The 21,794-nt window shown below is 67.1% G+C and carries 24 protein-coding genes; 9 read left to right on the top strand and 15 right to left on the bottom strand.

All coding sequences use genetic code 11. The features are described from left to right. Window positions 1-33: 33 nt before the first annotated feature. The 4 genes from pqqA to VRZ77_RS12080 form a co-directional block, all read right to left on the bottom strand. Window positions 34-111: a pyrroloquinoline quinone precursor peptide PqqA gene (gene pqqA, locus VRZ77_RS12095; protein WP_241620936.1), complete on the bottom strand. Its 78-nt coding sequence runs from the start codon at window positions 109-111 to the stop codon at window positions 34-36. Between the two features lie 197 nt (window positions 112-308). Then, window positions 309-998, bottom strand: coding sequence for a response regulator transcription factor (locus VRZ77_RS12090; RefSeq protein WP_414592908.1), 690 nt, complete (start codon window positions 996-998; stop codon window positions 309-311). Then, window positions 995-2,638: an ATP-binding protein gene (locus VRZ77_RS12085; RefSeq protein WP_414592907.1), complete on the bottom strand. Its 1,644-nt coding sequence runs from the start codon at window positions 2,636-2,638 to the stop codon at window positions 995-997. The genes VRZ77_RS12090 and VRZ77_RS12085 overlap by 4 nt, the downstream gene beginning before the upstream one ends. A 122-nt stretch (window positions 2,639-2,760) precedes the next feature. After that, the gene (locus VRZ77_RS12080) at window positions 2,761-2,970 is read right to left on the bottom strand and encodes a hypothetical protein (RefSeq protein WP_414592906.1); all 210 of its coding nucleotides are present in this window, start codon (window positions 2,968-2,970) and stop codon (window positions 2,761-2,763) included. Window positions 2,971-3,480: 510 nt separating this feature from the next. On the opposite strand from VRZ77_RS12080, the gene fae reads away from it, so the two are divergent. Continuing rightward, window positions 3,481-3,987: a formaldehyde-activating enzyme gene (gene fae, locus VRZ77_RS12075; RefSeq protein WP_414592905.1), complete on the top strand. Its 507-nt coding sequence runs from the start codon at window positions 3,481-3,483 to the stop codon at window positions 3,985-3,987. Between the two features lie 216 nt (window positions 3,988-4,203). Here the strand turns inward: fae and VRZ77_RS12070 are convergent, their stop codons facing one another. From VRZ77_RS12070 to VRZ77_RS12055, 4 genes are read right to left on the bottom strand one after another with little or no spacing between them, the layout of a single operon-like run. Next, on the bottom strand, window positions 4,204-4,905 hold the full coding sequence (locus tag VRZ77_RS12070; RefSeq protein WP_414592904.1) for an ABC transporter ATP-binding protein: 702 nt from the start codon (window positions 4,903-4,905) through the stop codon (window positions 4,204-4,206). Continuing rightward, on the bottom strand, window positions 4,902-5,693 hold the full coding sequence (locus VRZ77_RS12065; protein WP_414592903.1) for an ABC transporter permease: 792 nt from the start codon (window positions 5,691-5,693) through the stop codon (window positions 4,902-4,904). Before VRZ77_RS12065 ends, VRZ77_RS12070 begins: the two co-directional genes overlap by 4 nt. Continuing rightward, a complete protein-coding gene (locus VRZ77_RS12060) occupies window positions 5,659-6,657 on the bottom strand; it encodes an ABC transporter substrate-binding protein (RefSeq protein ID WP_414592902.1) in 999 nt (332 codons plus the stop codon). The genes VRZ77_RS12065 and VRZ77_RS12060 overlap by 35 nt, the downstream gene beginning before the upstream one ends. Further along, the gene (locus VRZ77_RS12055) at window positions 6,657-7,208 is read right to left on the bottom strand and encodes a DUF3280 domain-containing protein (RefSeq protein WP_414592901.1); all 552 of its coding nucleotides are present in this window, start codon (window positions 7,206-7,208) and stop codon (window positions 6,657-6,659) included. Before VRZ77_RS12055 ends, VRZ77_RS12060 begins: the two co-directional genes overlap by 1 nt. Window positions 7,209-7,483: 275 nt before the next feature. Between VRZ77_RS12055 and VRZ77_RS12050 the strand changes: the two genes are divergently transcribed. From VRZ77_RS12050 to VRZ77_RS12025, 6 genes are all read left to right on the top strand, one after another. Next, window positions 7,484-8,719, top strand: a complete 1,236-nt coding sequence (locus tag VRZ77_RS12050) for an ABC transporter substrate-binding protein (protein WP_414592900.1) — start codon at window positions 7,484-7,486, stop codon at window positions 8,717-8,719. Window positions 8,720-8,756: 37 nt separating this feature from the next. Further along, on the top strand, window positions 8,757-9,746 hold the full coding sequence (locus VRZ77_RS12045; protein WP_414592899.1) for a PQQ-dependent catabolism-associated beta-propeller protein: 990 nt from the start codon (window positions 8,757-8,759) through the stop codon (window positions 9,744-9,746). 47 nt (window positions 9,747-9,793) lie between these two features. Further along, a complete protein-coding gene (locus VRZ77_RS12040) occupies window positions 9,794-10,240 on the top strand; it encodes a copper-binding protein (protein WP_414592898.1) in 447 nt (148 codons plus the stop codon). Window positions 10,241-10,349: 109 nt separating this feature from the next. Next, window positions 10,350-11,105 carry an ABC transporter ATP-binding protein gene (locus VRZ77_RS12035; protein ID WP_414592897.1) on the top strand — a complete coding sequence of 252 codons (756 nt, stop codon included), beginning with the start codon at window positions 10,350-10,352 and terminating at the stop codon, window positions 11,103-11,105. Further along, window positions 11,102-11,956: an ABC transporter permease gene (locus VRZ77_RS12030; protein WP_414592896.1), complete on the top strand. Its 855-nt coding sequence runs from the start codon at window positions 11,102-11,104 to the stop codon at window positions 11,954-11,956. Before VRZ77_RS12035 ends, VRZ77_RS12030 begins: the two co-directional genes overlap by 4 nt. Window positions 11,957-12,001: 45 nt before the next feature. Further along, window positions 12,002-12,643, top strand: coding sequence for a hypothetical protein (locus VRZ77_RS12025; protein WP_414592895.1), 642 nt, complete (start codon window positions 12,002-12,004; stop codon window positions 12,641-12,643). On the opposite strand, the gene VRZ77_RS12020 is transcribed toward VRZ77_RS12025, so the two are convergent. The 7 genes from VRZ77_RS12020 to VRZ77_RS11990 form a co-directional block, all read right to left on the bottom strand. Next, window positions 12,633-13,226, bottom strand: a complete 594-nt coding sequence (locus VRZ77_RS12020; RefSeq protein WP_414592894.1) for an HXXEE domain-containing protein — start codon at window positions 13,224-13,226, stop codon at window positions 12,633-12,635. The genes VRZ77_RS12025 and VRZ77_RS12020 overlap by 11 nt on opposite strands. A 68-nt stretch (window positions 13,227-13,294) precedes the next feature. Further along, the gene (locus VRZ77_RS12015) at window positions 13,295-13,810 is read right to left on the bottom strand and encodes a PQQ-dependent catabolism-associated CXXCW motif protein (RefSeq protein WP_414592934.1); all 516 of its coding nucleotides are present in this window, start codon (window positions 13,808-13,810) and stop codon (window positions 13,295-13,297) included. A gap of 161 nt (window positions 13,811-13,971) precedes the next feature. Then, window positions 13,972-14,859, bottom strand: a complete 888-nt coding sequence (locus VRZ77_RS12010; RefSeq protein ID WP_414592893.1) for a substrate-binding domain-containing protein — start codon at window positions 14,857-14,859, stop codon at window positions 13,972-13,974. A 4-nt stretch (window positions 14,860-14,863) separates the two neighbouring features. Beyond that, window positions 14,864-15,451, bottom strand: a complete 588-nt coding sequence (locus VRZ77_RS12005; protein WP_414592892.1) for a c-type cytochrome, methanol metabolism-related — start codon at window positions 15,449-15,451, stop codon at window positions 14,864-14,866. Between the two features lie 241 nt (window positions 15,452-15,692). Beyond that, the gene (gene xoxF5 / locus VRZ77_RS12000) at window positions 15,693-17,498 is read right to left on the bottom strand and encodes a lanthanide-dependent methanol dehydrogenase XoxF5 (RefSeq protein WP_414592891.1); all 1,806 of its coding nucleotides are present in this window, start codon (window positions 17,496-17,498) and stop codon (window positions 15,693-15,695) included. A 395-nt stretch (window positions 17,499-17,893) separates the two neighbouring features. Further along, window positions 17,894-18,877, bottom strand: a complete 984-nt coding sequence (locus VRZ77_RS11995) for a quinoprotein relay system zinc metallohydrolase 2 (RefSeq protein WP_414592890.1) — start codon at window positions 18,875-18,877, stop codon at window positions 17,894-17,896. Between the two features lie 51 nt (window positions 18,878-18,928). Continuing rightward, window positions 18,929-19,324, bottom strand: coding sequence for a c-type cytochrome (locus VRZ77_RS11990; RefSeq protein ID WP_414592889.1), 396 nt, complete (start codon window positions 19,322-19,324; stop codon window positions 18,929-18,931). A gap of 261 nt (window positions 19,325-19,585) precedes the next feature. Here VRZ77_RS11990 and VRZ77_RS11985 point away from each other — a divergent pair, with 261 nt between their 5' ends. Both VRZ77_RS11985 and VRZ77_RS11980 read left to right on the top strand, forming a co-directional pair. Further along, a complete protein-coding gene (locus VRZ77_RS11985; protein ID WP_414592888.1) occupies window positions 19,586-20,611 on the top strand; it encodes a beta-ribofuranosylaminobenzene 5'-phosphate synthase family protein in 1,026 nt (341 codons plus the stop codon). Beyond that, window positions 20,612-21,736 (top strand): ATP-grasp domain-containing protein, encoded by a 1,125-nt coding sequence (locus VRZ77_RS11980; RefSeq protein ID WP_414592887.1) that lies wholly within the window; start codon window positions 20,612-20,614, stop codon window positions 21,734-21,736. Window positions 21,737-21,794: the final 58 nt, after the last annotated feature.

The following is a 21,794-nucleotide window of genomic DNA, read 5'->3' as shown; positions in this document are numbered from 1 at the left end:
AGATGCCGCGCGCGCCGGCTCGCCCTCAGTCGATCAGAAGTCCGCCGGATAGTAGGCGTTGACTTCCATGCCGACGCAGACTTCCACGATACGGGGAGTATTCCAGGCCATTTCTTCCTCCTGACGTTCTTTGTCTCTTGATGATCTCATAAGAAGTTCATAAGAGAACAGTTGAATTAACGGCTTTTCACACCGCTAGACTAGTGTGGCTACTCTGGTCTGAATCGTCAAGAACGCCTCAAGGAATAGTGACAGGTCGACATTATACCAATATTGCAGTGCACTATTCGTCACGCGAATATTTGACGTCATTCCGTCGGCGGCTCGAACATGAAGCCGCGGCCGCGCACGGTGACGATCATGTTGCCACCCTCCGGCGTCACGTCCGCGAGCTTGTGCCGGAGGTAGCCGACATAGACGTCGACCACGTTCAGCGAGGCGCCGCCATGTCCGGCCCACAGCGCGGCGAAGATGTCCGCGCGCGCCAGCGGCTCGCCGGCATGGCGCATCAGCAGCGCCAGCAGCTCGACCTCGCGCTCTGTGAAGCGCACGCGCGTCGCCCCGGCCTGCACCTGCCGCGTATCGAGGTCGAGCGTCAGCGGGCCGGCGGTCAGCGTGCGCGGCTCGCCATCGGCGCTGGAGCGGCGCAACGCCTGCACCTTCACCCGCGCCAGCAGTTCCTCGAAGGCGAAGGGCTTCACGATGTAGTCATCCGCCCCGGCCAGCAGCCCCTCGGTGCGCTCGTTCACGCTGGAGCGGGCGGAGAGCATGATGATCGGCGCGGTCTGGCCGCCGGCCCGCAATGCCTTGCACACCTCGATTCCCGATCGGCCAGGCAGCATCACGTCGAGGATGATGGCCTCCAGCGCCGCGCCATTCGCCGCCTTCAGCGCCTGCTCGCCATCGGCCACCAGCTCGACCTGGTAGCTCTCGGCGGTGAAGCCGCGCCGCAGCAGGGAACCGATATCGGCGTCGTCCTCGACAATCAGAATAGTCACTGCGCGGCCTCCAGCGTCTCGTCCGGCATCGGTAGCGGCAGGCGGATGGTGACGCGCGTTCCGCTCGCGCCCTCTTCTCCGCTGCCGGTCCGGCTCTCGATCTCTATGGTTCCGCCATGGCGGTCGACGATCCATTTGGCAAGGGCCAGCCCGATGCCGAAGCCGTTGCCCTCGCTGGTCTGCCCCGCCCCGCGCCAGAACCGTTCGAACACATGCGGCAATTCCTCCGGCGGAATGCCGCTGCCCTCGTCAGTCACGCTGAGCACCACCTGACCGTCCTCCTGTCGGGCGGCGATGGTCACGCGGCTGCCCGGCGCGGAATGGCGGATGGCGTTGGCGACCAGCCCATCCAGCGTCTGGCGGAGCCAGTCATGGTCGCCATCGGCTACGAGGTCCTCGGGCGCATCGGCCTCCAGCGCCACGCCCGCCGCCCGCGCCACCGGGCGCATGCTCTCATGCACCTCCTCGACCAGACCGGCGACCGGGAACAGCGAGCGCTCCAGCTCGATCTGCCCGCTCTCGGAACGGGCGATCCGCAGCAGGTCCTCGACACGGCGATGCAGCTTGCGCGCGCGGGTCTGGATCACCTGGAGCGCGGCGCGCATGTCGTCCGGGCGCGGCGCGGCCGGGCGCAGCGACACCTCGGCCTCACCGAGAATCACCGTGAGCGGCGTGCGCAGCTCGTGGCTGACATCGGTGAAAAATCGCCGCCGTGCGACATCGATCGAGGACAGCCGCGCATTGGCGGCCCGCAATTCGGCGGTGCGGGCATCGACCGTCTCCTGCAGATGCCTCTGGTCCGCCACCAGCCGCGCCTCGCGCCGGGCCAGATGCGCGGCCATGCGGTTGAACCGCGCCATAGCGAGGCTCAGTTCGTCATGACCGGTGACCTGGAGCCGTGTGTCGGAGCGCCCGCGCGCAATCGCCGAGGCGGCAGTGGCGACGTCGGAGACCCGGCGCAACAGTGAGCGGGCGAGAAGCTGGTACAGCGCGACCGCCAGCACGATCGCGGCGACGACGCCCAGCAGCCCCCAGCGCATGGTGCGCGCGCGCAGCGCCTCCACCTCGTCCTGCGCCGCCTGCGCCGCCATGCGCTCCTCTTCCATGGCATGGCCGAGCGGCGCGCCGAAGCCGGCGGCGAAGACATCGAGCGCGATTCGTACGCCGACCGCGGGATTCTCCTGCGTCAGCGCGGCCCGCACCTGCCGGTCCATCACCTCGAACTGGGCGCGAAGCCGGGCGACGGTGCGGCTGCGCGCCGCCATCAGCGTGCGCTGTTCCTCATCGCCGAGCCGCATCACATCGGCAGCGAGCGCGGTCTCGAAGCGCTCGAAGGCGGCGTCGGTGCGCTGGCGCGCCGCGTTCAACCCGTCGCGGCCGAGCCCCCGCCCCTCCTGCGCGGCCTGCAACGCCACCAGCGCGTAATCGCCGATGCGGCCAGAGACGGCGGAGAGCAAGTCGAGCCGCTTCTGCGCGGAGACCAGCCGGTCGAGCTGATGGCTCGCCGCGCCGAGCGTATACACCAGCAGCCCCGCCGAGGCGGCCGTGACCAGCACGGCGACCACCAGCAGCAGCGCCATGCGCACGCGCAGCGACGACAAAATCCGCGCGCGCAGCGAAGACAGAAAGACGCGCCCCATGCGGGTAGGTTCCCGAAGCCTTATCCTTAAGGAAGCGGGAATGATTTCACGTCTTCGCCGCCGGCGCACGCCGCAGTGCAGCAGGAGCGCCGGGGCTTATCTCAGCGGATCGGGAACGCCGCTCAGATCTCGCGGCCGCCCGCCCCGGCCCGGCCGCAGCGCCACTTGGTCACCTTCCACTTGGGATGGGTCTCGCTCCATTCCGCGATCACGGGGAGCGCACCCATCATGCACTGCACCGGAATCTGCGGCTGCTCAAGATTGACCGACACGGCCTCCTCCCGGCAGGTGCCGGGATTGGCAATCAGGCAGATCGACAAGATCAATTCCATAACGGGTCCCTTAGGCGTGAAAAACAGCCTGCCCGTGCGCTTCCCATTCCCGTCGCCGGCCTTCCCTCTGGCTCATGGGACCGCAACTTCCCCTGCTCCCGACCGTTAACACTTAATAAGCAAACCCGATGCCATCCGGTACTCCAGATTGCAAGCGAGCCGCAGTGCCTGCCCGCCGGACACGCCTTCGGCATGCGGTCAAGGATTGATCGCGCGCCCGCGAAACCGGCTATTATTTAGCCAATGCACGAATAGATGCAGACCGCCTGCCGTAACGGACACCTCCAGCCGGGGCACCCGCGACAAAAGGCGGAAATGCCTGTCATGTACCGAAGAATCCCTTGCAGGCTCAGGCGAAGCGGCTCTAGTCTCTCACCTGTGACGTGTCTGGTCGAGCTATCGGGCCAACCGGTTTGGTGTTTCAAACGCTGCAACAAAGATAGCCGGGACATTCTGGGAGAGGGACGATTCCTGTCTCTCTGATCATGCAACCCGTTCGGGAGGAATTAGATGGCCAAGATCAACAAGGTAATGATCGGCGAGTCGCTGGTCGGCGACGGCAACGAGGTCGCCCACATCGACCTCATCATCGGACCGCGCGGCAGCGCGGCCGAGAGCGCCTTCGTCAACGCGCTCACCAACAACAAGGACGGCTTCACCTCGCTTCTCGCGGTGGTCACGCCGAACCTGCTCGCCAAGCCCAACACGATCCTGTTCAACAAGGTGACGATCAAGGACGCCCGCCAGGCCGTCCAGATGTTCGGCCCCGCCCAGTACGCCGTGGCCAAGGCCGTGGTGGACTGCGTTGCCGACGGCACCATCCCGGAAGACGAAGCCGACGACCTGTTCATCTCGGTCGGCGTGTTCATCCACTGGGAAGCGGCCGACGACGCCAAGATCCAGCAGTTCAACTATGAAGCGACCAAGGAAGCCCTCAAGCGCGCCGTGACCGGCGAGCCGAAGGTCAAGGACGTGGTCGCGCAGGCCTCCTCCGCCAAGCACCCCTTCGCCGCTTAGATCGGGGACAACCCTGGGCAGACAAAAGCTCCGCCCGCGGCCCAATATCCGAAGGGCCTGCTCCAGCGGTTGGCGGCGATCTTTCTGAACAAGTGAGGGCGGCGAGTCCGCCTCGATATACTCAGACGAAGGGCCACTCCCCTTCAGCCAGCCGACTTCAGAGCCCGGGGCCTCGCGCCTCGGGCTTTTTCATTTCAGCTTTCGGGACATCGCGCCTCAGGGCGCCGCCTTCTTCATCGTGCCGCGGCGAATGGCGTCGAAGCGCACCGCCGGGTCGACCGGGACATCCTTGGCAATGCGCGCGGGCGTGCCTTCCAGCGTCACGATCCGCGTCGCCACCTCCAGCGCCTCGCGCCGGTCGTGGGTGACGAACATCACGGTCGCCGGGTGCCTCTCCAGCAGCGCGCGCAACAGTTCGCGCAGGCGGAACGCGGTCGCCTCGTCGAGCGAGACGAAGGGCTCGTCCATCAGCAGCAGGTCGGGGGCGATGACAAAGGCCCGCGCCAGCGCGACCCGCCGCTGCTGGCCGAGCGAGAGCCGCTCGGGATAGGCCCGGGCGAGATCGGCAAGCCCGACCTCCGCCAGCATCGCCAGCGCGCTCGCCCGCCCGGCCTCGCCCTCCGGCAAGGGCAGCGCGACATTTTCCAGCACGGTGCGCCACGGCAGCAGGCGCGGATTCTGGAACGCATAGCCGATGCGCGGCTTGGTCCCCGAAAAGTTCACCCGCCCGGTGAAGGCGGTGTCGAGGCCGGCGACGATGTTCAGCAACGTGGTCTTGCCGAGGCCGGAGGCGCCGAGCAGGACCAGGAACTCGCGGTCGCGCACCTCTAGCCGGAAGTCGCGGAACACCAGCCGCTCAGGACCGCCCGCGACGGCCGGAAAGCGCTTCTCGCGAATCTCGATGCGAATCTCGCTCATCGCCGCCACCGGTTCGCCCGCCGCTCCAGCGGCTGGATCAGCGCGATCTCGATCACCTGCACCACGGCGGTGAACGCCAGCGCATAGGCCAGCACCATCGGCACATCGAACATCTGGAACGCGGTCTGAAGCTCAAAGCCGACGCCGTTGGAGCGCCCGAGCAGTTCCACCACCAGCACGATCTTCCAGGTCAGCGCGAGGCCGGAGCGGGCACTGGCGGTGAAGAACGGGGCGAGTTGCGGCAGCACCACATGGCGCAGCGCGCGGGCGCGCGGCACGGCAAACACCCGCGCCATCTCGTCGAGGTCGCGCGAGAGTGCGGCAGCGCCCTCGCGCATGGTCACCGCGACATTGGGAATCTTGTTCACCGCCACCGCCGTGATCGCCGCCGCCTCGGTGAGGCCGAACCAGACATAGCAGAGGATGATGATCACCAGCGCCGGCAGGTTGAGCAGCACCAGAACCCACGGCCCGAACACCGCGTCGAGCGGTTTCGAGCGCCCGAGAACGATGCCGATGACCGAGCCGATCGCCATGGCCAGGAAGAAGCTCACCGCCACCCGTGCCAGCGTGATCGCGATGTTGCGCGGCAGTTCTCCGTCCGCCGAGGCGCGGATCATGGCGCGCACCACCTGCGGCGGCCCCGGCAGCAGCGGCGAGGCGACCAGCAGCGCCGCCACCTGCCACGCCAATATCAGCGCCAGCAGCGAGCCGAGGGTGACGCCGAGACGCGCCGCTGCGCTCACGCCCGCCTCACTCGCCGACCGGCATGAACAGGCCGCGGTCATATTGCGCGTTCGGCCCCAGCAGTTCCGGCCCGCCGAGACTGGCGAGCACCTCGTAGAGCCGGGCGCAGGAGGCGCGCTCGGCCTCGCCGAAGCTGCCGGGAATGCCGGCACGGTAATAGTCGCGCAGCTTGACGAACTCCGCCTCGTCCGCCGCCTGCATCAAGGGGCGCACCGGCTCCCATGCCGCGTCCGAGGTCGCGAGCACCTTGTTGGTCGCCGCCGCCGCACGCAGGAAGGCGGCCAGCGCCGCGCCCTTCTCTCCCATGATCGCCCCGCGCCAGACGAAGCCGACCAGCGGGGGAACCGGCGAAATGCCCAGCCCCGTGATCACCTGCGTCATGTCCACGAGGCGCGCGAAGCCGCGCGCATCGAGCCGCGCGGCATAGGGCCAGAAGGTGAGCACAGCATCGACCCGCCCGAGCGCCAGTTGCTCACTCACCAGCGGCGCGGCGCCGAACACCGGCTCGACGATGTCCGCCAGTTCGATGCCCAGCGTCGCCTTGGCATAGGCGCGCAGCAGCAGCCAGCTCTTGTCCAGCGGCCCGCCCGCGACGCCGAGCTTGCGGCCTTTCAGGTCGCCGAGCGTCTTCACCGGCCCGCCCGGCGCCACCATCACCGCGCCCAGCGCGTTGGAGAACGGGGCGAACTGCATGCGCTCGCCATCGTTGCGCCGGCGCATCGCCCAAAGCCAGTCGGTGACGATGAGGTCGATATCGCCGGCCTGCAACGCCACGGTGGTCGCCTGTCCCGAGGCGAAATCCACGCTCTCGACGCTGAGCTTTTCCCGGGCATCCTGCTGCTGCGCGGCCATGGCGGCCATCAGCCAGTTCAGCGTGCCGAATTTCAGCGCGCCGACCCGCAAGGAAAGAGCTGGCGCCTGCGCGTGCACCGGCGCGGCGAGGCCGGCAACGCCCGACAGCGCGGCGCCGGCCAGCAGCGCGCGGCGCGAGAACCTCACCTCCATCACGGCGCTCCCTTGCCGGTCATCGGCGGATCGAGCAGGCGGTTGCGCACCAGATAGGAGATGCCGCGCAGCCAGGATTCATCGGTGTTGTTGCGGATATCGGCGCTGCCGGCGCGCAGCACCCGCCCGTCCGATACGTCGCGCACCTGGAAATTGATGTTGAGGATCAGGTTCGAGACCTTCTGCACCAGCCCGATCACCTCGATATCGGCGCCGAGGTCGCGGGCGATGGCCAGCTCGCAGCCATTGCAGTTGCGCAGCGGCGAGGCCTTGTCGATCCGCTCGGCCTGCGGCGCGAGATCGACCACGCTATAGCCGGCCTGCGCCAGCCGCTGGCGGACCTCCTGCGAGATCAAGGCGAGGCGCTGGGCCTCCTCGGGCTTGGGCCCGCGAATATCGGCTTCGGTGCTGCTGTCGAGCAGCTCGAAGTCGAACACCGCGACACGGGTCGCCGCCTCGGCCGCCGTGACCATGCCGGTGGCAGCGAAAGCAAGAACGAAAAACAGGGCGCGCGCCGGCAGCGCGGCCGCGCGGTGGAAACAGCGGATCATCTCGGGTCGCCTCCCACGGCGAACTTGTTATCCGTCGGCTTGGCGCCGCTCTGGAAATCGATCATAGCCGCCGGCCGATCGACCGCAACCGATATCGATCAACTCCACGTCATGAATACAGAAAGTATATCCTTAGATTTAAAGACTCTCGGCCAATCTTATTAATTTCTTATGTTTTCTATTGTGTTGAAGGCAGAGTTTTATTTGGTACATTTCTTCCCGCCAAAGAAGCGGAAAGCTTCACGTCGAACAAGAACGCCTGGGATGAAATGCTGATGGGACTGAGAACGAACGCCGCCGGCGTCGCGCTCGTGCTTGCCTGCGCGGTCGGTACCGGGCTGCCGGCTCACGCGCAGAACGCAACGCCGCCGCTCGCCCCGAAAGCCGGCGCCACCGCCGCGATCGCTCCCGAGCAGACCTTCCGCATCGGCGTGGTGCGGCAGATTCCCGAGCCCCCGCCCTGGATCGCCCCTCTGCAGATGCCGCCGGACAATCTCGGCATTGCCGGCGCCGAGCTCGGCATCCGCGACAGCCTCACCAGCGGCCGCTTCCTGAAGCTCGACTACCAGCTGGCGACGGAAATCGTCCCCACCGGCGACGATCCGCTGCCGGCGGTGGAGAAGCTGGTGGCGGACGGCAACAGCTTCATCCTCCTGGACGTGCCGGCGAAGGATCTGGTGCGCGTCGCCGACGCGATGAAGGACAAGGACGTCATCCTGATCAATGTCGGCGCCACCGACGATGTGCTGCGCCAGCAGGACTGCCGGGCCAATGTGTTCCACATCGCTCCCAGCCGCGCCATGCTCACCGACGCGCTGCTGCAATTCCTGGTCACCAAGCGCTGGCTGAACCTGTTCCTGATGACCGGCCGCACCGATGCCGACAAGCTCTATGCCGAGGCGTTGAAGCGCTCCGCCAAGAAGTTCGGCGCCAAGATCGTCGCGGAGAAGACCTGGGACTATGGCCCCGACGCCCGCGCCACCGCGCAGGCCGAGGTGCCGCGCGGCACGCAGGTCGGCGAATACGACATGCTCGTCGTGGCGGACGAGCTGGGCGAGTTCGGCGACATCCTGCCGTATAACACGTGGCTGTCGCGCCCGATCGCCGGCACGCAGGGGCTGATGCCGCTGTCCTGGCACCCGAGCATGGAGAACTGGGGCGCCTCGCAGCTGCAGAGCCGCTTCTTCAAGCAGCACCAGCGCATGATGCAGCCGCTCGACTTCCAGATGTGGGAAGGCGTGTTCTCCATCGGCTCGGCGAGCCTGAAGACCCGCTCCAGCGACCCGGCCAAGGTGAAGGCGCAGATGCTCTCGCCTCATTACGACCTCCCGGTGTTCAAGGGCGTCGCCGCCAGCTTCCGCCCATGGGACCAGCAGCTGCGCCAGCCGATCCTGCTGACCCACGCCACAAACACCGTGACGCTCTCCCCGCAGGCCGGCTTCCTGCACCAGCGCACGCCGCTCGACACGCTCGGGTTCGATCAACCGGAGAGTGCCTGCAAGCTCAACTGAATCAACGACATAAACATAAATCGCTCAGGAGGAACGAATGAAACGCCACCTCATGCTCTCCACCGGCCTTATGGCGCTGGCGGGGGTGATGATCGTCGACGCCGCCCCCGCTTTCGCCCAGGCGCGGGCCTTCGTCTCCAACGAGCGCGACCACACGATGAGCGTGGTCGACATGGACACGCTCAAGGTGATCGACACCGTGAAGACCGGCCGCCGGCCGCGCGGCATCATCGCCAGCCCTGACGGCAAGCTGATCTATCTGTGCGCCTCCGACGACAACCGGGTCGAGGTCTACGACGCCAAGACGCTCAAGCTGGTCAAGACGCTGCGCTCGGGGCCGGACCCGGAGCTGTTCGTGCTGCACCCCTCCGGCAACCCGCTCTACATCGCCAATGAAGACGACAACATGGTCACGGTGGTGAATGTCGAGAACAACGACCTGATCGCGGAAATCCCGGTCGGCGTCGAGCCGGAAGGCATGGGCATCAGCCCGGACGGCAAGTTCATGGTGAACACCTCTGAGACCACCAACATGGCCCATGTGGTGGACACCGCGACCAACGAGATCATCGAGAACATTCTCGTCGATTCCCGCCCGCGCATCGCCGAGTTCTCGGCCGACGGCAAGCAGCTCTGGGTTTCGGCCGAGGTCGGCGGCACGGTGGCGGTGATCGATCCGACCGACAAGTGGAAGATCCTCAAGAAGATCAGCTTCAAGATACCCGGCGTGAACGACGACGCCATCCAGCCGGTCGGCGTGCGCCTCACCAAGGACGGCTCCAAGGCGTTCGTGGCGCTCGGGCCGGCGAACCGCGTGGCGGTGGTCAACGCCAAGACGCTGGAAGTCGAGAAATACCTGCTGGTCGGCCAGCGCGTCTGGCAGCTGGGCTTCACGCCGGACGAGAAGTTCCTGATCTCGACCAACGGCAATTCCAACGACATCTCGATCATCGATGTCGCCAGCGAGAAGGTCACCAAATCCGTGCCCGTCGGCCGCCTGCCGTGGGGCGTGGTCGTGGTGCCGTGACGCCTGAAACTTCAACCAGACAAAACAATGTTCCGGGAGGACAACCAATGACGTATCGCCACTCTGCCGCCCCCCTCGTCCGCACCCTCGCCCTCGCCGCCCTGCTGGCCGTCTCCGGCACCGCCTTCGCCGCCGGCGACCTGACGCTGAAGCCCACCGAGCTGAAGCCGCTGAAGCTCGGCCTCGGCGATGCCGGCTATGGCGTGTCGGAGAAGACCTATAATCTGGAGACCGGCAAGGCCTACAGCCTCGAAATATCCTCGACCGGCAAGAAGGAATGCGCCTGGCAGGCGCCCGCCTTCTTCCAGAGCATCTTCCTCCGCAAGGTCGAGGTCGAGGAGGTCGAGATCAAGGCGATCGGCCTCACCGAGATCGAGATGGAGCAGGAAGGCGAGGCCGAGCTGTTCTTCGTGCCGCTCAAGCCGGGCACCTATCCCTGGTTCTGCAAGGGAATGGACGAGCGCGGCATGAAGGGTGAATTCGTCGTAAAGTAAGGCCTCGCGCCTTCCTCCGTCATCCCGGAACGGCCTTGGTCGTGCCGGGATGACGCAAGCCAACCGTGGCCGAACGACGTTGGACGCCGCCGCGCATGCGAAGAAACGGATGACCGCCGCCTCTCCCCCCGCCCTCGCTGTCGAGCATGTCAGCCATAGTTTCGGCGCGCGCAAGGCGCTGGACGATGTCAGCCTCACCGTCGCCGCCGGCAGCTTCACCGCCCTGCTCGGCCCGAACGGCGCGGGCAAGACCACGCTGTTCTCGCTCGTTACCCGGCTCTATGAGAATCGCAGCGGCGCCATCCATGTGCTCGGCCATAATGTGCGGCTGGAGCCGGCGGCGGCGCTGTCCCAGCTCGGCGTGGTGTTCCAGGCGCGCACGCTCGATCTGGAGCTGAGCGTGATGCAGAACCTCGTCTATCACGCCACGCTGCACGGCATGGGCTTCGCGAGCGCCCGCCGCCGCGCCATGGAGGTGCTGGAACAGGCGGGTCTCGCCGAGCGCGCGCGCGACAAGGTGCGCAACCTCTCCGGCGGTCAGATGCGCCGGATCGAGATCGCCCGCGCGCTGATGCACCGCCCGCGCCTGCTGCTGCTCGACGAGCCGACCGTCGGCCTCGACATCGCCTCACGCGCGGCGCTGGTGGAGCAGGTGCGCCGGCTGGTGGCCGAAGACGGGCTGGGCGTCCTGTGGGCGACCCATATCATCGAGGAGATCGCGCCCGGCGACCGGGTCATCGTGCTCCATCGCGGCCGGGTGCGCGCGCAGGGCGACTATGAGGACCTGCTGACGCGCACCGCGACCAGCGACATCTCCGCCGCCTTCCTCAGCCTCGTCGATGACGGCGCGGGAGAGGCGGCATGAGCAAGGGCGGCATGAGTGCGTCCCGCTTCCGGCTGCCGCTCGCCGGCTATGGCGTCTGCATGGCCGGCATCTGCTGGCGCGAGGGGCTGCGCTTCCTCAACCAGCGCGGCCGCTTCCTTTCGGCGCTGGTGCGCCCGCTGGTGTGGCTGTTCATCTTTGCCGCCGGCTTTCGCTCCGTGCTCGGCGTCTCGATCATCCCGCCTTACGAGACCTATGTGCTCTACGAGGTCTATGTGACGCCGGGGCTGGTGGCGATGATCCAGCTGTTCAACGGCCTGCAATCCTCGCTGTCCATGGTCTATGACCGCGAGGTCGGGGCGATGCGCATCCTGCTCGTCAGCCCCTATCCGCGCTGGTTCCTGCTGGTGTCGAAGCTCACCGCCGGAATCTGCGTGTCACTGCTCCAGGTCTACGCCTTCCTTCTGGTGGCATGGTTCTGGGAGGTGGAACTGCCGCCGGTCGGCTACCTCACCGTGCTGCCCGCGCTGTTGCTCACCGGCATGATGCTCGGCGCCATGGGGCTGCTGATGTCCTCGGTGTTCCGGCAGATGGAGAACTTCGCGAGCGTGATGAACTTCGTGATCTTTCCGATGTTCTTCGCCTCCTCCGCGCTCTACCCGCTGTGGCGCGTGCAGGAGAGCAGCCTCGTGCTGTGGTGGATCTGCACGCTCAACCCCTTCACCTATGCGGTCGAGCTGATCCGCTTCGCGCTCTACGGCCAGTTCGAGCCCTTCGCGGCGCTGGTCGTGGGCTTGTGTGCAATTCTGTTCCTCGCCGGCTCGATCCTGGCCTATGATCCTTCCGCTGGGATCATGGCCCGCCGGGGCGGGCCGGATGCGGCAAAACAATAAGGACATCACGGCCATGACAGCCAAGGTGATGCCGAGGAGATGCCCATGACAACTCTCGCCCCACCCTTCCGGACCGCCCTCGCCGTTGTGGCGCGCGGCGTCGCCGTCGCGACGCTTTTCGCCGCCCTCCCCGCCATGGCCGCCGCGCCGACCGGCCTGTGGCCCTGCATCCAGCCCAAGGTCGCGACGCTGGCGAGCGGCCAGATGTGGGCCGGCCCGCCGATCGAGAATCTCGACTGGCACGCCGATGCCGAGGTCGCCGAATTGGTGCCGGTGCTCGCCGCCCGGCGCACCTCCATCGAGGACGCCACGCAGCACATCGAGAGCTTCGCGCAGGATGCCGGCGCGGACCGCAATGCCAAGCTCACCTTGCTGTTCGCCGGCACGTTTGAGCAGATCAACGCGCTGCGCTCGCGCATCATGGACGGCATCGAGCGCTATTCGCAGCACCAGCTCGACCTCTCGCAGCGCATCAAGCAGGAAAGCCTCGATCTCGCGAAGAAGAAAAAGGCCGCCGACAGCGCCGAGGCCAAGGCGCAGGTCGCCCAGCTCGAACAGCAGGTGCTGTGGGACACCCGCATTTACGACACTCGCGCGCAGGCCATGACCGCGGTCTGCGAGAGCCCGGTGATCCTCGACCAGCGCGCCTTCGCCATCGCCCGCGCGATCCAGAACGTCATGCAGTAGCGGGTGGCGCGGCGCGCAGCCGCCGCGCCACCGTCGCCATGATCATCAGGTGCAGCAGCACGGCCCCACCGAGGCCGAGCGCGTGATCGCCGAGGCCGACGCCTGGAAGTCGGCCGACCACGACGAGGGTTGCGATGCTGAGCGGCAGGAACAGCACCACCGCGCTCACGAGGCCGGGATTGTAGCGGCCGAGCTTCACCCGCGCGCCGATATGGGTCAGCGCATTGACCAGCATGGCATAGGGCGCGACCAGCCCGAGGCCCGGCGCCAACGCGAAGGCGGCATAGAACGCGCCCAGATTGAGCCCCCACACTACCGGCAGGTTGATCACCAGCACCGCATCCGTGGTCAGCGCCTCGCGGCCGCCGAACACGCGGGCATTGGCGAAGGCGCGAAAGCGGTCGCCGGCATGTTCCTCGACCTGATGGATCATGTAGACCGGCCCGTGCAGGAAGATCAGCACAAAGGCAGCCGGCAGGGTGGCGGCGAGCAGCGGCAGCAGCGCGAGCTGGACCGCCGCCATGAAGCCGGCGCCCGTCACCCAATGGGTCGCGAGCCAGTCGCGCGTCGCGGAAATACTCATGCCGGGATGCCTTAACGAGAACGCGCGATTAGACGCCGACCGCACTACGGGCGCAACGCCGGTCTCGCTCAGGGGCGCGGCGTCGCTTCTTCGAGCGGCAGGCCGGTCCTGGCCCAGCCATCGCTGCCGGCCGGATACCAGGAAACCGCGCTGTAGCCATAATCCATGGCGCGCTTCGCCGCGTTCCACGACATCCAGCAATCGGTCAGGCAGTAGAACACCATGGGCGCATCCCGCCGCCCTTCGGTGAGTTCGCCCAGACTCTTGCGGAACCACGCGTCCATCTCGGAGCTCAGCGCGCCATAGCCGACATTGGGCAGCCAGACGCTGCCGGGAATATGGTCGCGCCGCTTGTCGCGCCAGATCGTGCCGGGCGGGAGATTGGCCGGCTTCACGTCGCGCGGCATCACATCGAGGAACAGCGCGGCTTTCGCCCGCCACAGCGCCTCGGCGGCGGGGGTGTCGAGCACCTTGGCCCCGCGCAGCGTCGGCGGCGTCGGCGCGCGGTAATTCTCCATCCGGTAGCCGTCCGGCTCCGCCACCGCCTCGCCGCTCACCGCCGGGCGCTGCGCGAACACCAGCATGACGGCGAGCAGCCCGGCCATGCCCAGCCAGGCCAGCCGCTTCAGCGAAACGTCGCCGGTCGGGGAATCGCTTGGCTGCGCGGCATCGGTTCGCGGCGCGGCATGGGTTTCCTGCGCGGCGGCGCGGCGTGCGTGCACGTCACGTTCCGTCGCGCGCGGGCTCATGGCGAGGTTCCGCCCGGCGACGTTCCGCCTGGAGTTGCGCCGGGGGCGGCCTCGGCCGCTGCCGCGCCGATGACGTTGTTCCTGTCGTCCAGCAGCGGCACGCCGTAATCGAGCAGGATGCGGTTGATCGCCGCCTGTTCCTTCTCGATGAAGCCGTTGAGCTGGTGCTTCCAGTTCAGCTCGCCCGGCCGGATGCCGAAGGTGATGCGGTAGATCAGCGAGGGATCCCCCTTCTCCTTCACCAGCGGCACCACGTTCAGCGGCAACTCGGAGCGCTTGGCATAGTAACCGCCGATCGGCCCCCACATGATGGCGGCGTCCACCGCGCCGGAATCGACATCGGTGATCATGGTCTCCGCCGGATTTTCGAAGCGGCGGTCCACCATCAGCGAATAGGGCCGCGCCAGCGCCAGCAGGCCGTTGCGCGCCAGCAGGTCGGCTGGCGGCGTGCCGGCGACGATGCCGATCTTGTGCCCCTTGAGCCGCGGGTCGGACAGGCTGTCGACGCCTTCCAGATCGCCGCCCTTGCGCGTCACCAGCACCCAGGCGGAGCGGTAATAGGGATTGGTGTTCAGCACCGGATCGCCGCCCGCGACATAGCCCATCACGATGTCGCAGCGCTTGGCGCCCAGCGTCATGCGGTAGAAGCCGGTGGCCTGCGGAAACCAGGTGTAGTCGAGCGCGAGCCCAAGCTTCTCGCCGAGCAGCTCGGCGATCTTGTTCTCGAACCCCTCGCCCTGCTGGTCGGTGAACGGCATGTTGGCGGGGTCGGCGCAGACGCGCAGCGTCGAGCGATCGACGAGATCGGAGACCTGCGCGCGCGCCGGCCCGCCGGCGAAGAGAGCGAGCGCCAGCGCGCCCGCTATGCCGGCGAGACGACGCATCGCGTCAGCCCGGACGACCGAAGCACTGGTTCTCATTGGCAGTGTACGCCTTCGTCTTGTCCTCGCGCTTGCTCGGACGCACGCGGTCGAGCGCCCCGTCGGCGCGGGCCTTGAGATAGATGTAGATGTCGTCGAGATAACACATGACGTTGTTGTTCTCGCCGAAGGCCGGCATCACCTGGTTCTGCGCGGAGTTGACCTCCTTCTTGCCGTTCACCACGATCTCCATGAACTTCTCGTAGCTCATGGTCTTCAGCGACGTGGCGAGAGCGGGCGCGTAGCTGGAGCCCATGCCGTCGGGGCCGTGGCAGACATGGCATTCGGCGTGATAGCGGCGATAGCCGCTATAGGCGTACCAGTCGATGGTGCCGTCGGGCTGGATGAAATAGGTCGGCGTGCCGTCGGCCGTGGTGTATTTGCCGAGATCATCCTTGGTCTTTTCCCCCTCCGCCGGCGCGGCGGCGGTGGCGGCGGCGGGAGTGCTGGCATCCTGCGCCCTGGCGGCGACCGGGACCATGAGGGAGAGGCCGAGCAGCAGGGCGGACGCCGGAAGAGCACCGGAAACAAGCCATCCGCGGATCTTATTTTTCATGAAGCACACTCCTGGAGACGCCGCGTCGGGGCGTCGATCACGAGGCCGGTGAGAGGTCTGATGCACGCCAGCGCAGCGCATCGCGAAATAGAATTTTTCTAAGAATTTCATAAGGATCGGGGTGCCGAGACGCCGGGGCCTGGCGCATCGGATATCCGACGGCCAGGCCCCAAGCGAAGTCATCCCCGTGTTCAGGTGAAGTCCGGCCGGCGCGGCCCGAGGGATGCGCCGGCCGCTTCGATCAGTCCGGCACCGCGAAGACGGTGAGCTGGCCACCCAGGTTGGTGTAGTTGCTCAGCGCCGCATAGCCGCCCACCGCGCCGAGGCCGGCATTCGGGTCGGTCAGGCCGGCCGCAAGACCGATGCCCGCCCAGCCGCCGACACCCGAGAGCACGGCGATGTACTGCTTGCCCTTGTGCTCGTAGGTGGTGACGTTGCCGATGATGCCCGACGGGGTCTTGAACTTGTAGAGTTCCTTGCCCGTCTTGGCGTCGACCGCCTTCAGGTAGCCTTCCAGCGTGCCGTAGAACACCACGTCGCCGGCGGTGGCGAGAGCGCCCGACCACACCGAGAACGGCTCGGGCAGCGACCAGACGATCTTACCCTTGGTGTTGTCCCAGGCGATGAAGTTGCCCATGCCGCCATGGCTGTTCGGCGCGGGGAACATCGACAGGGTGGCACCGACATAGGGCTGGCCCGCGGTGTAGCTCACGCGGAACGGCTCATAGTCCATGCAGACGTGGTTGGTGGGCACGTAGAACAGGTTGGTCTTGGGCGAGAACGCCGCCGGCTGCTGGTCCTTGGTGCCCAGCGCCGCCGGGCAGATGCCCTTGGTGTTCACGTCCTCGCCCTGCTGGGCGGTGGAGTACTTGGCGACGACCAGCGGGCGACCATAGGTCGGGCTGTTCTTGTCCATGTCGACCTTGGTGGCCCAGTTCACGGCCGGGTCGTACTTCTCCGCCACCAGCAGCTCGCCCGTCACGCGGTCCAGCGTGTAGCCGAAGCCGTTGCGGTCGAAGTGCGTCAGCAGCTTGCGCGGGGCGCCGTTGAACTGCTGGTCGGTGAGGATCATCTCGTTGACGCCGTCATAGTCCCATTCGTCATGGGGCGTCATCTGGTAGACCCACTTGGCCACGCCGGTGTCGGCGTCACGGGCGAAAATGGTCATGGACCACTTGTTGTCGCCGGGGCGCTGGGACGGGTTCCAGGTCGAGGGGTTGCCCGAGCCGTAATAGACGAGATTGGTTTCGGGGTCATAGGAATACCAGCCCCAGGTACAACCACCGCCGATCTTCCACTGGTCGCCTTCCCAGCTCTTCAGCGAGGAATCCGGGCCGACCGGCTTGCCGAGCGCGGTGGTCTTCTGCGGGTCCATCAGCATTTCGTTGTCCGGGCCCATGGAATAGGCGCGCCAGATCTGCTTGCCGGTCTTGGTGTCGTAGGCGGTGACGTGGCAGCGCACGCCGAACTCGCCGCCGGAGATGCCGACGATGACCTTGTCCTTCACCGGCATGACGGTGGCGGTGTTGGTCTCGCCCTTCTTCGGGTCGCCATTGATGGCCGACCACTTCTCCTGGCCGGTCTTGGCATCGAGCGCGACCAGCTTGGTGTCGGCCTGATGCAGGAAGATCGTGCCGTCGGCATAGGCGAGGCCGCGGTTGACCGTGTCGCAGCACATCACCGGAATGACGTCCGGATCCTGCTTCGGCTCGTATTTCCAGAGAATGCGACCCTCATTGTTGAGGTCGAGCGCATAGACGATGTTCGGGAACGGTGTATGGACATACATCGTGTCGCCGATCACCAGCGGGCCACCTTCGTGGCCGCGCAGCACGCCGGTCGAGAAGCCCCAGGCGACCTGCAGCTTGCCGACATTGCCGGCATTGATCTTGTCCAGCTTGGAATAACGGGTATTGGCGTAGTCACCCGTCTGGATGCCCCATTGCTTGGGGTCATTGATGATCTTCGTGAGCCCGTCATTGGCCACTGCGGGCCAAGCATAGGCCGCCGCAACACTCATCAGTGCTGCCGCAATTACCTTGCGCATGCTTATCTCCTCCTGAACGCGATCCTCCGGGATCAACCCGGTGACAGGCTGATCCGGCGCGGCTTTATGCCGTTCTGACCTTTCGTCCTCGGCAGCGTGTCACGACCGGCTGGGGGAGAAACAGCCGGATCTCACGGGGGCATCTGCCCCAAGCTGGCCTGCGAGCCGGATCACGAAAACGAGGTTTCCGATAACCGTTGAAGCCGAAGACGTAAGGGAGGCTAGTCTGAATTTTTGAGGCGCGCAATAAAAACACTTAAGAGAAATTCGTCTTATTATGATTTTGCTGCATGTGCGAATTGGTATACATTATTACGAAATCGATTGCTTAAATGTTTTCAAGCGTTCGCGTGCTGTCATGCTGCGCCGGCTCGCGAATGCTGCGGCGCAACAGGTTATTCCCACTCGACTTCGTGATAGGCCGCGATGGCGTTGCGCGGGTTGAACTCGTCGAACAGCGCCCAGTTCGGCCGTTCCGACTGCGCCACCTTTTCTGGTGCGTCCGCCATCGCCGCCCCGTCCGCGATCAGGCGCCGCACGTCGGCGCGCACCCGTTCAAGATAGCGCCGCTCATCCGCGCTGGCGGAGGGCCAGTCCATGCTGGCGGGGCCATGGCCCGGCACGGCGCGCGGCGCCGCCTGCCCGCCCAGCACCGCAAGCAGGGAGAGCCAGCCATTGAGGCTGCCGTCGAGCGTGGGGATGTGGCCGGAGAACAGCAGGTCGCCGAGGAACCAGGTTCCGCTCGCCATGTCGCGGAGGGTGAGGTCGTTGTCGGTATGGGCGGTCGGATGCGCTTCGAGCCGCAGCGGCCGATTGCCGAGATCGAGTTCCAGCGCCCGCTCGACCAGGAGGTCCGGCAGGACGATTCGGGTGCCGCGCGATTCGGGGCCCAGCAGCCGCTCAGCCTGGGCGAGATAGGTCTCGGCGCGCATCGACAGCGCGCGCGGCATTTTCGCGTGCGCCACGAATCGCGCGCCGGTGTCCTCGAAGGCGGCGTTTCCCAGCGTGTGGTCCGGGTGCATGTGGGTGTTGACGACGTAGCGCAGCGGCCGGTCGGTGACGGTGCGGGCTGCTGCGAGCATGCGCTCGCCCGCGAGCCGGCTGTTGCCGGTGTCGATGATGGCGCAGGCATCGTCGCCCACCACCAGCCCCATATTGGCGATGGCGCCGCCATTCTCCGGCGTGATCAGCTCATAGGGCGCGCGGTAGACGAACACGCCGTCGGCGACGCGCTCCAGTGGCAGCGGCGCGGCCGATGTGGCCGATGCGGCGGGGCTTTCGGCGGGCGCCTGTGCCGCCGCAGGCAGGTTCGCGCCCGCCGCCAGCGCGGCGGCGAGCGTCATGAGTTGACGGCGATTGGGCCGAAGCGTGTCGGCCATCGCACACCTCCATTCCGCAGCCCCGCCCTCAGAACCGGGCGGCAGCCGGGATTACTTCTTGGCGCCGTTCAGGTCGAACTGCCCGAGATAGGCGAGAAGATCGGCGCGGTCGGTATCCTTGGGCAGGCCCGCGAACACCATCTTCACGCCGGGCATGAAGCCCTTGGGATTCTGCAGGTACTGGCTCAGCACCTCGGCGGTCCACAGGTCGCCCTTGGCGTTGTGTTCCTTCAGCGTGTCGGAATAGTTGAAGCCTTCGACCGACCCCATCTTGCGGTCGATGATGCCGTTCAGCTCCGGCCCCACCTTGTTCTTCGCGCCCTCGCCAACGGCGTGGCAGGCCATGCATTTCTTGAAGACATTCGCGCCCTTGGTGGCATCGCCATCGGCCAGGGCAACGGTGGAACCAGCCGCCAGCAGGGCGGAGGCGATCAGAAGCCGGTACATGTTTTTCCTTCCCAGGCAGCATTATGCGAGCGCGCCGTCGGCTGCGGCGCTTCATCGAAGGTCGCACCGCGACGGGCGTCCTCATATTAGAATGATCACAGAACCGGAAAGGTCCAGCCCCAAAAGAATCGCCGCCGCGATTTGGGCCGTTTCGCCGCAGCTTCCGCGCCGAACGCAATTTTTGCGTGCATTTCCGGCGCCATCCGGCCCGCTTGTCCTGTCCCCCGCGCTGGTCCTACCATGGCGCGTGAGGAAACGCCCGTGAACGAAACCACGCTCAAGCGGACCGCGGCACCCGACAGCGAACGCGACGCCACGATCCGGGTGGTGGCGCCCGCGCGGCTGCATCTTGGCTTCCTGGACCTTGCCGGCACGCTGGGCCGCCGTTTCGGTAGCCTCGGGCTGACGCTCGAGCGGCCCTGTCTGGTGCTGCGGCTGCGCCCCTCCTCCACGCTCACCGCCAGCGGCCCGGATGCCGACCGCGCCGTGCTCGCCGCCGGCCGGGCGATGGACTGGCTCGGCATCGAGGGTGGAGCCGAGATCACCATCGACACGGCCTTGCCCCCCCATGCCGGCCTCGGCTCTGGCACCCAGCTCGCACTTGCGGTCTCGGCCGGCATGGCGGCGCTGCATCGGCGGGAAACCAGCCTGCGCGAGATCGGCGCCGCGCTCGGGCGGGGAGCGCGCTCGGCGATTGGGATCGGGGCCTTCACCGAAGGCGGCTTCCTGCTCGACGGCGGCAAGAAGCTGAATTCGCAGAATAATTCCGCGCCTCCCCTGCTGGCGCGCCATGCGTTTCCCGCTCATTGGCGGGTGATCCTCGCCTATGATCCGGGCCATAGCGGCCTCTCCGGCACGGACGAGACCACCGCCATGGACACGCTGCCGCCCTTCCCCGATCAACTCGCCGGCCACCTGTCGCGGCTCACGCTGATGCAGGCACTGCCGGCGCTGGTGGAGGAGGAGATCGGCCCGTTCGGTGCCGCCATTGGCGAAATCCAGCGCCGGCTCGGCGAGCATTACGCGCAGGCGCAGGGCGGGCGCTACACCAGCGCGGCGGTGGGCGGGGCGATGGGCTGGCTGGAGGCGCAGGGCATCGCCGGCGTCGGCCAGAGCTCCTGGGGCCCGACCGGCTTCGCCTTCATCGGCGATCCCGACCAAGCCGACCAGCTTCTGGCGGATTTGCGCGCGCGCTATGCCGGTCATCCGACGCTGCGCTTCGACTGCGTGCGCGGGCGCAACAGCGGCGCGCTGATCGAACGGCTCGCGCCGTCGCCCGCCGCCTGAATGCAACCTGAGGAGGCATTCGACATTGCCGTCGTCGGGCTTTCCGCTCGCGCATTGGTGACCGCCGCGCGCCGCGCCGGGCTCAGGGCGCTGGCGCTCGACCTGTTCGCGGACGCGGACACGGAACGCCTCGCGGCCGGAAGCGTGCGGCTCGCCAGCGGCCGCGGGCTGACGATCGCGGCGGACGATCTGTTCGCCCAGCTCGACCAGCATATCGGGCCGAACACGCCCGTCGTGCTGTCCAGCGGCTTCGAGCACCGGCCCCGGCTGGTGGAACGGCTCGCCGGCCGCTTCCCGCTCATGGGCAGCGACGCCCGAACGCTGCGACGTCTCAAGCAGCCGCGCGCCTTTGCCGCCCTGCTCGGCGAGCTTGGCATACCGCATCCACGGCTGTTCGAGGAGGAGGCGCCACCCGGCGTGCCGGCTCTCGCCAAGCGCATCGGCGGCGCGGGTGGCCAGCATATCCGCCCGGCCCGGCGCGTGCGCGGTCGGAAGCGCTATCTTCAGGAACGGCTGGAGGGCCGCGCCGTCTCCGCCCTGTTTCTGGGGGACGGCCGGTCTGCCCGGCTCATCGGCTTTTCCGAACAATGGTGCGATCCCGCGCCGCATGCCCCGTTCCGCTATGGCGGCGCGGCCGGCCCGATTCGGCTCGATGCGGCGATGGAGCACGCCATCGCGGACGCGATCGGGCGGCTCACGCGGGCGACGGGCCTTGTCGGCCTCGCCAGCGCCGATTTGATGGTGAACGGAGCGAACTGGCATCTCATCGAGGTCAACCCGCGCCCCGGCGCGAGCCTCGACGTGTTCGATCACCCGCCCCTGCCCCCGCTGCTGAGGCTGCATCTCGACGCCTGCGCGGGCCGTCTGCCTCCGACGCTCGACATCGCCCCCTCCCCCCGCGCGGCCGGTCTGCTCTATGCGCCGGCTGCCTTCACGCTGGGTGACGTACCGCTACCTGAATGGGTCGCCGACCGGCCCCGGCCCGGCACGCCCTTTTCCCCCGGCGACCCGGTCTGCACCGTGCTCGCCGATGGCGAGAGCGCCGCGCAGGCACGCGCGGCGGTGCACGAGCGCGCGCACCGGCTCATCGGGCAGCTTGTTCCCGCGGGCGGTACGGCAACCTGATCCGGCGTTATTTTCGCTGATGCACGTCCCCGGACCTGTCGAACGGTTCTAATGCGCG

It is taken from the genome of Ancylobacter sp. G4_0304 (assembly GCF_047501495.1).
In the GTDB taxonomy this organism is placed as follows: domain Bacteria; phylum Pseudomonadota; class Alphaproteobacteria; order Rhizobiales; family Xanthobacteraceae; genus Ancylobacter.
The sequence above is the reverse complement of the archived record's forward strand: the minus strand, read 5'-3'. Positions and strand labels throughout refer to the sequence as shown.

Bases quoted from the DNA above. Each gene is read 5' to 3' on its own strand.
- pqqA (WP_241620936.1), bottom strand. From the start codon at position 111: ATGGCCTGGAATACTCCCCGTATCGTGGAAGTCTGCGTCGGCATGGAA.
- VRZ77_RS12085 (WP_414592907.1), bottom strand. From the start codon at position 2,638: ATGGGGCGCGTCTTTCTGTCTTCGCTGCGCGCGCGGATTTTGTCGTCG.
- VRZ77_RS12080 (WP_414592906.1), bottom strand. From the start codon at position 2,970: ATGGAATTGATCTTGTCGATCTGCCTGATTGCCAATCCCGGCACCTGC.
- fae (WP_414592905.1), top strand. From the start codon at position 3,481: ATGGCCAAGATCAACAAGGTAATGATCGGCGAGTCGCTGGTCGGCGAC.
- VRZ77_RS12070 (WP_414592904.1), bottom strand. From the start codon at position 4,905: ATGAGCGAGATTCGCATCGAGATTCGCGAGAAGCGCTTTCCGGCCGTC.
- VRZ77_RS12065 (WP_414592903.1), bottom strand. From the start codon at position 5,693: ATGACCGCGGCCTGTTCATGCCGGTCGGCGAGTGAGGCGGGCGTGAGC.
- VRZ77_RS12060 (WP_414592902.1), bottom strand. From the start codon at position 6,657: ATGGAGGTGAGGTTCTCGCGCCGCGCGCTGCTGGCCGGCGCCGCGCTG.
- VRZ77_RS12055 (WP_414592901.1), bottom strand. From the start codon at position 7,208: ATGATCCGCTGTTTCCACCGCGCGGCCGCGCTGCCGGCGCGCGCCCTG.
- VRZ77_RS12050 (WP_414592900.1), top strand. From the start codon at position 7,484: ATGGGACTGAGAACGAACGCCGCCGGCGTCGCGCTCGTGCTTGCCTGC.
- VRZ77_RS12045 (WP_414592899.1), top strand. From the start codon at position 8,757: ATGAAACGCCACCTCATGCTCTCCACCGGCCTTATGGCGCTGGCGGGG.
- VRZ77_RS12040 (WP_414592898.1), top strand. From the start codon at position 9,794: ATGACGTATCGCCACTCTGCCGCCCCCCTCGTCCGCACCCTCGCCCTC.
- VRZ77_RS12035 (WP_414592897.1), top strand. From the start codon at position 10,350: ATGACCGCCGCCTCTCCCCCCGCCCTCGCTGTCGAGCATGTCAGCCAT.
- VRZ77_RS12030 (WP_414592896.1), top strand. From the start codon at position 11,102: ATGAGCAAGGGCGGCATGAGTGCGTCCCGCTTCCGGCTGCCGCTCGCC.
- VRZ77_RS12025 (WP_414592895.1), top strand. From the start codon at position 12,002: ATGACAACTCTCGCCCCACCCTTCCGGACCGCCCTCGCCGTTGTGGCG.
- VRZ77_RS12020 (WP_414592894.1), bottom strand. From the start codon at position 13,226: ATGAGTATTTCCGCGACGCGCGACTGGCTCGCGACCCATTGGGTGACG.
- VRZ77_RS12015 (WP_414592934.1), bottom strand. From the start codon at position 13,810: ATGCTGGTGTTCGCGCAGCGCCCGGCGGTGAGCGGCGAGGCGGTGGCG.
- VRZ77_RS12010 (WP_414592893.1), bottom strand. From the start codon at position 14,859: ATGCGTCGTCTCGCCGGCATAGCGGGCGCGCTGGCGCTCGCTCTCTTC.
- VRZ77_RS12005 (WP_414592892.1), bottom strand. From the start codon at position 15,451: ATGAAAAATAAGATCCGCGGATGGCTTGTTTCCGGTGCTCTTCCGGCG.
- xoxF5 (WP_414592891.1), bottom strand. From the start codon at position 17,498: ATGCGCAAGGTAATTGCGGCAGCACTGATGAGTGTTGCGGCGGCCTAT.
- VRZ77_RS11995 (WP_414592890.1), bottom strand. From the start codon at position 18,877: ATGGCCGACACGCTTCGGCCCAATCGCCGTCAACTCATGACGCTCGCC.
- VRZ77_RS11990 (WP_414592889.1), bottom strand. From the start codon at position 19,324: ATGTACCGGCTTCTGATCGCCTCCGCCCTGCTGGCGGCTGGTTCCACC.
- VRZ77_RS11980 (WP_414592887.1), top strand. From the start codon at position 20,612: ATGCAACCTGAGGAGGCATTCGACATTGCCGTCGTCGGGCTTTCCGCT.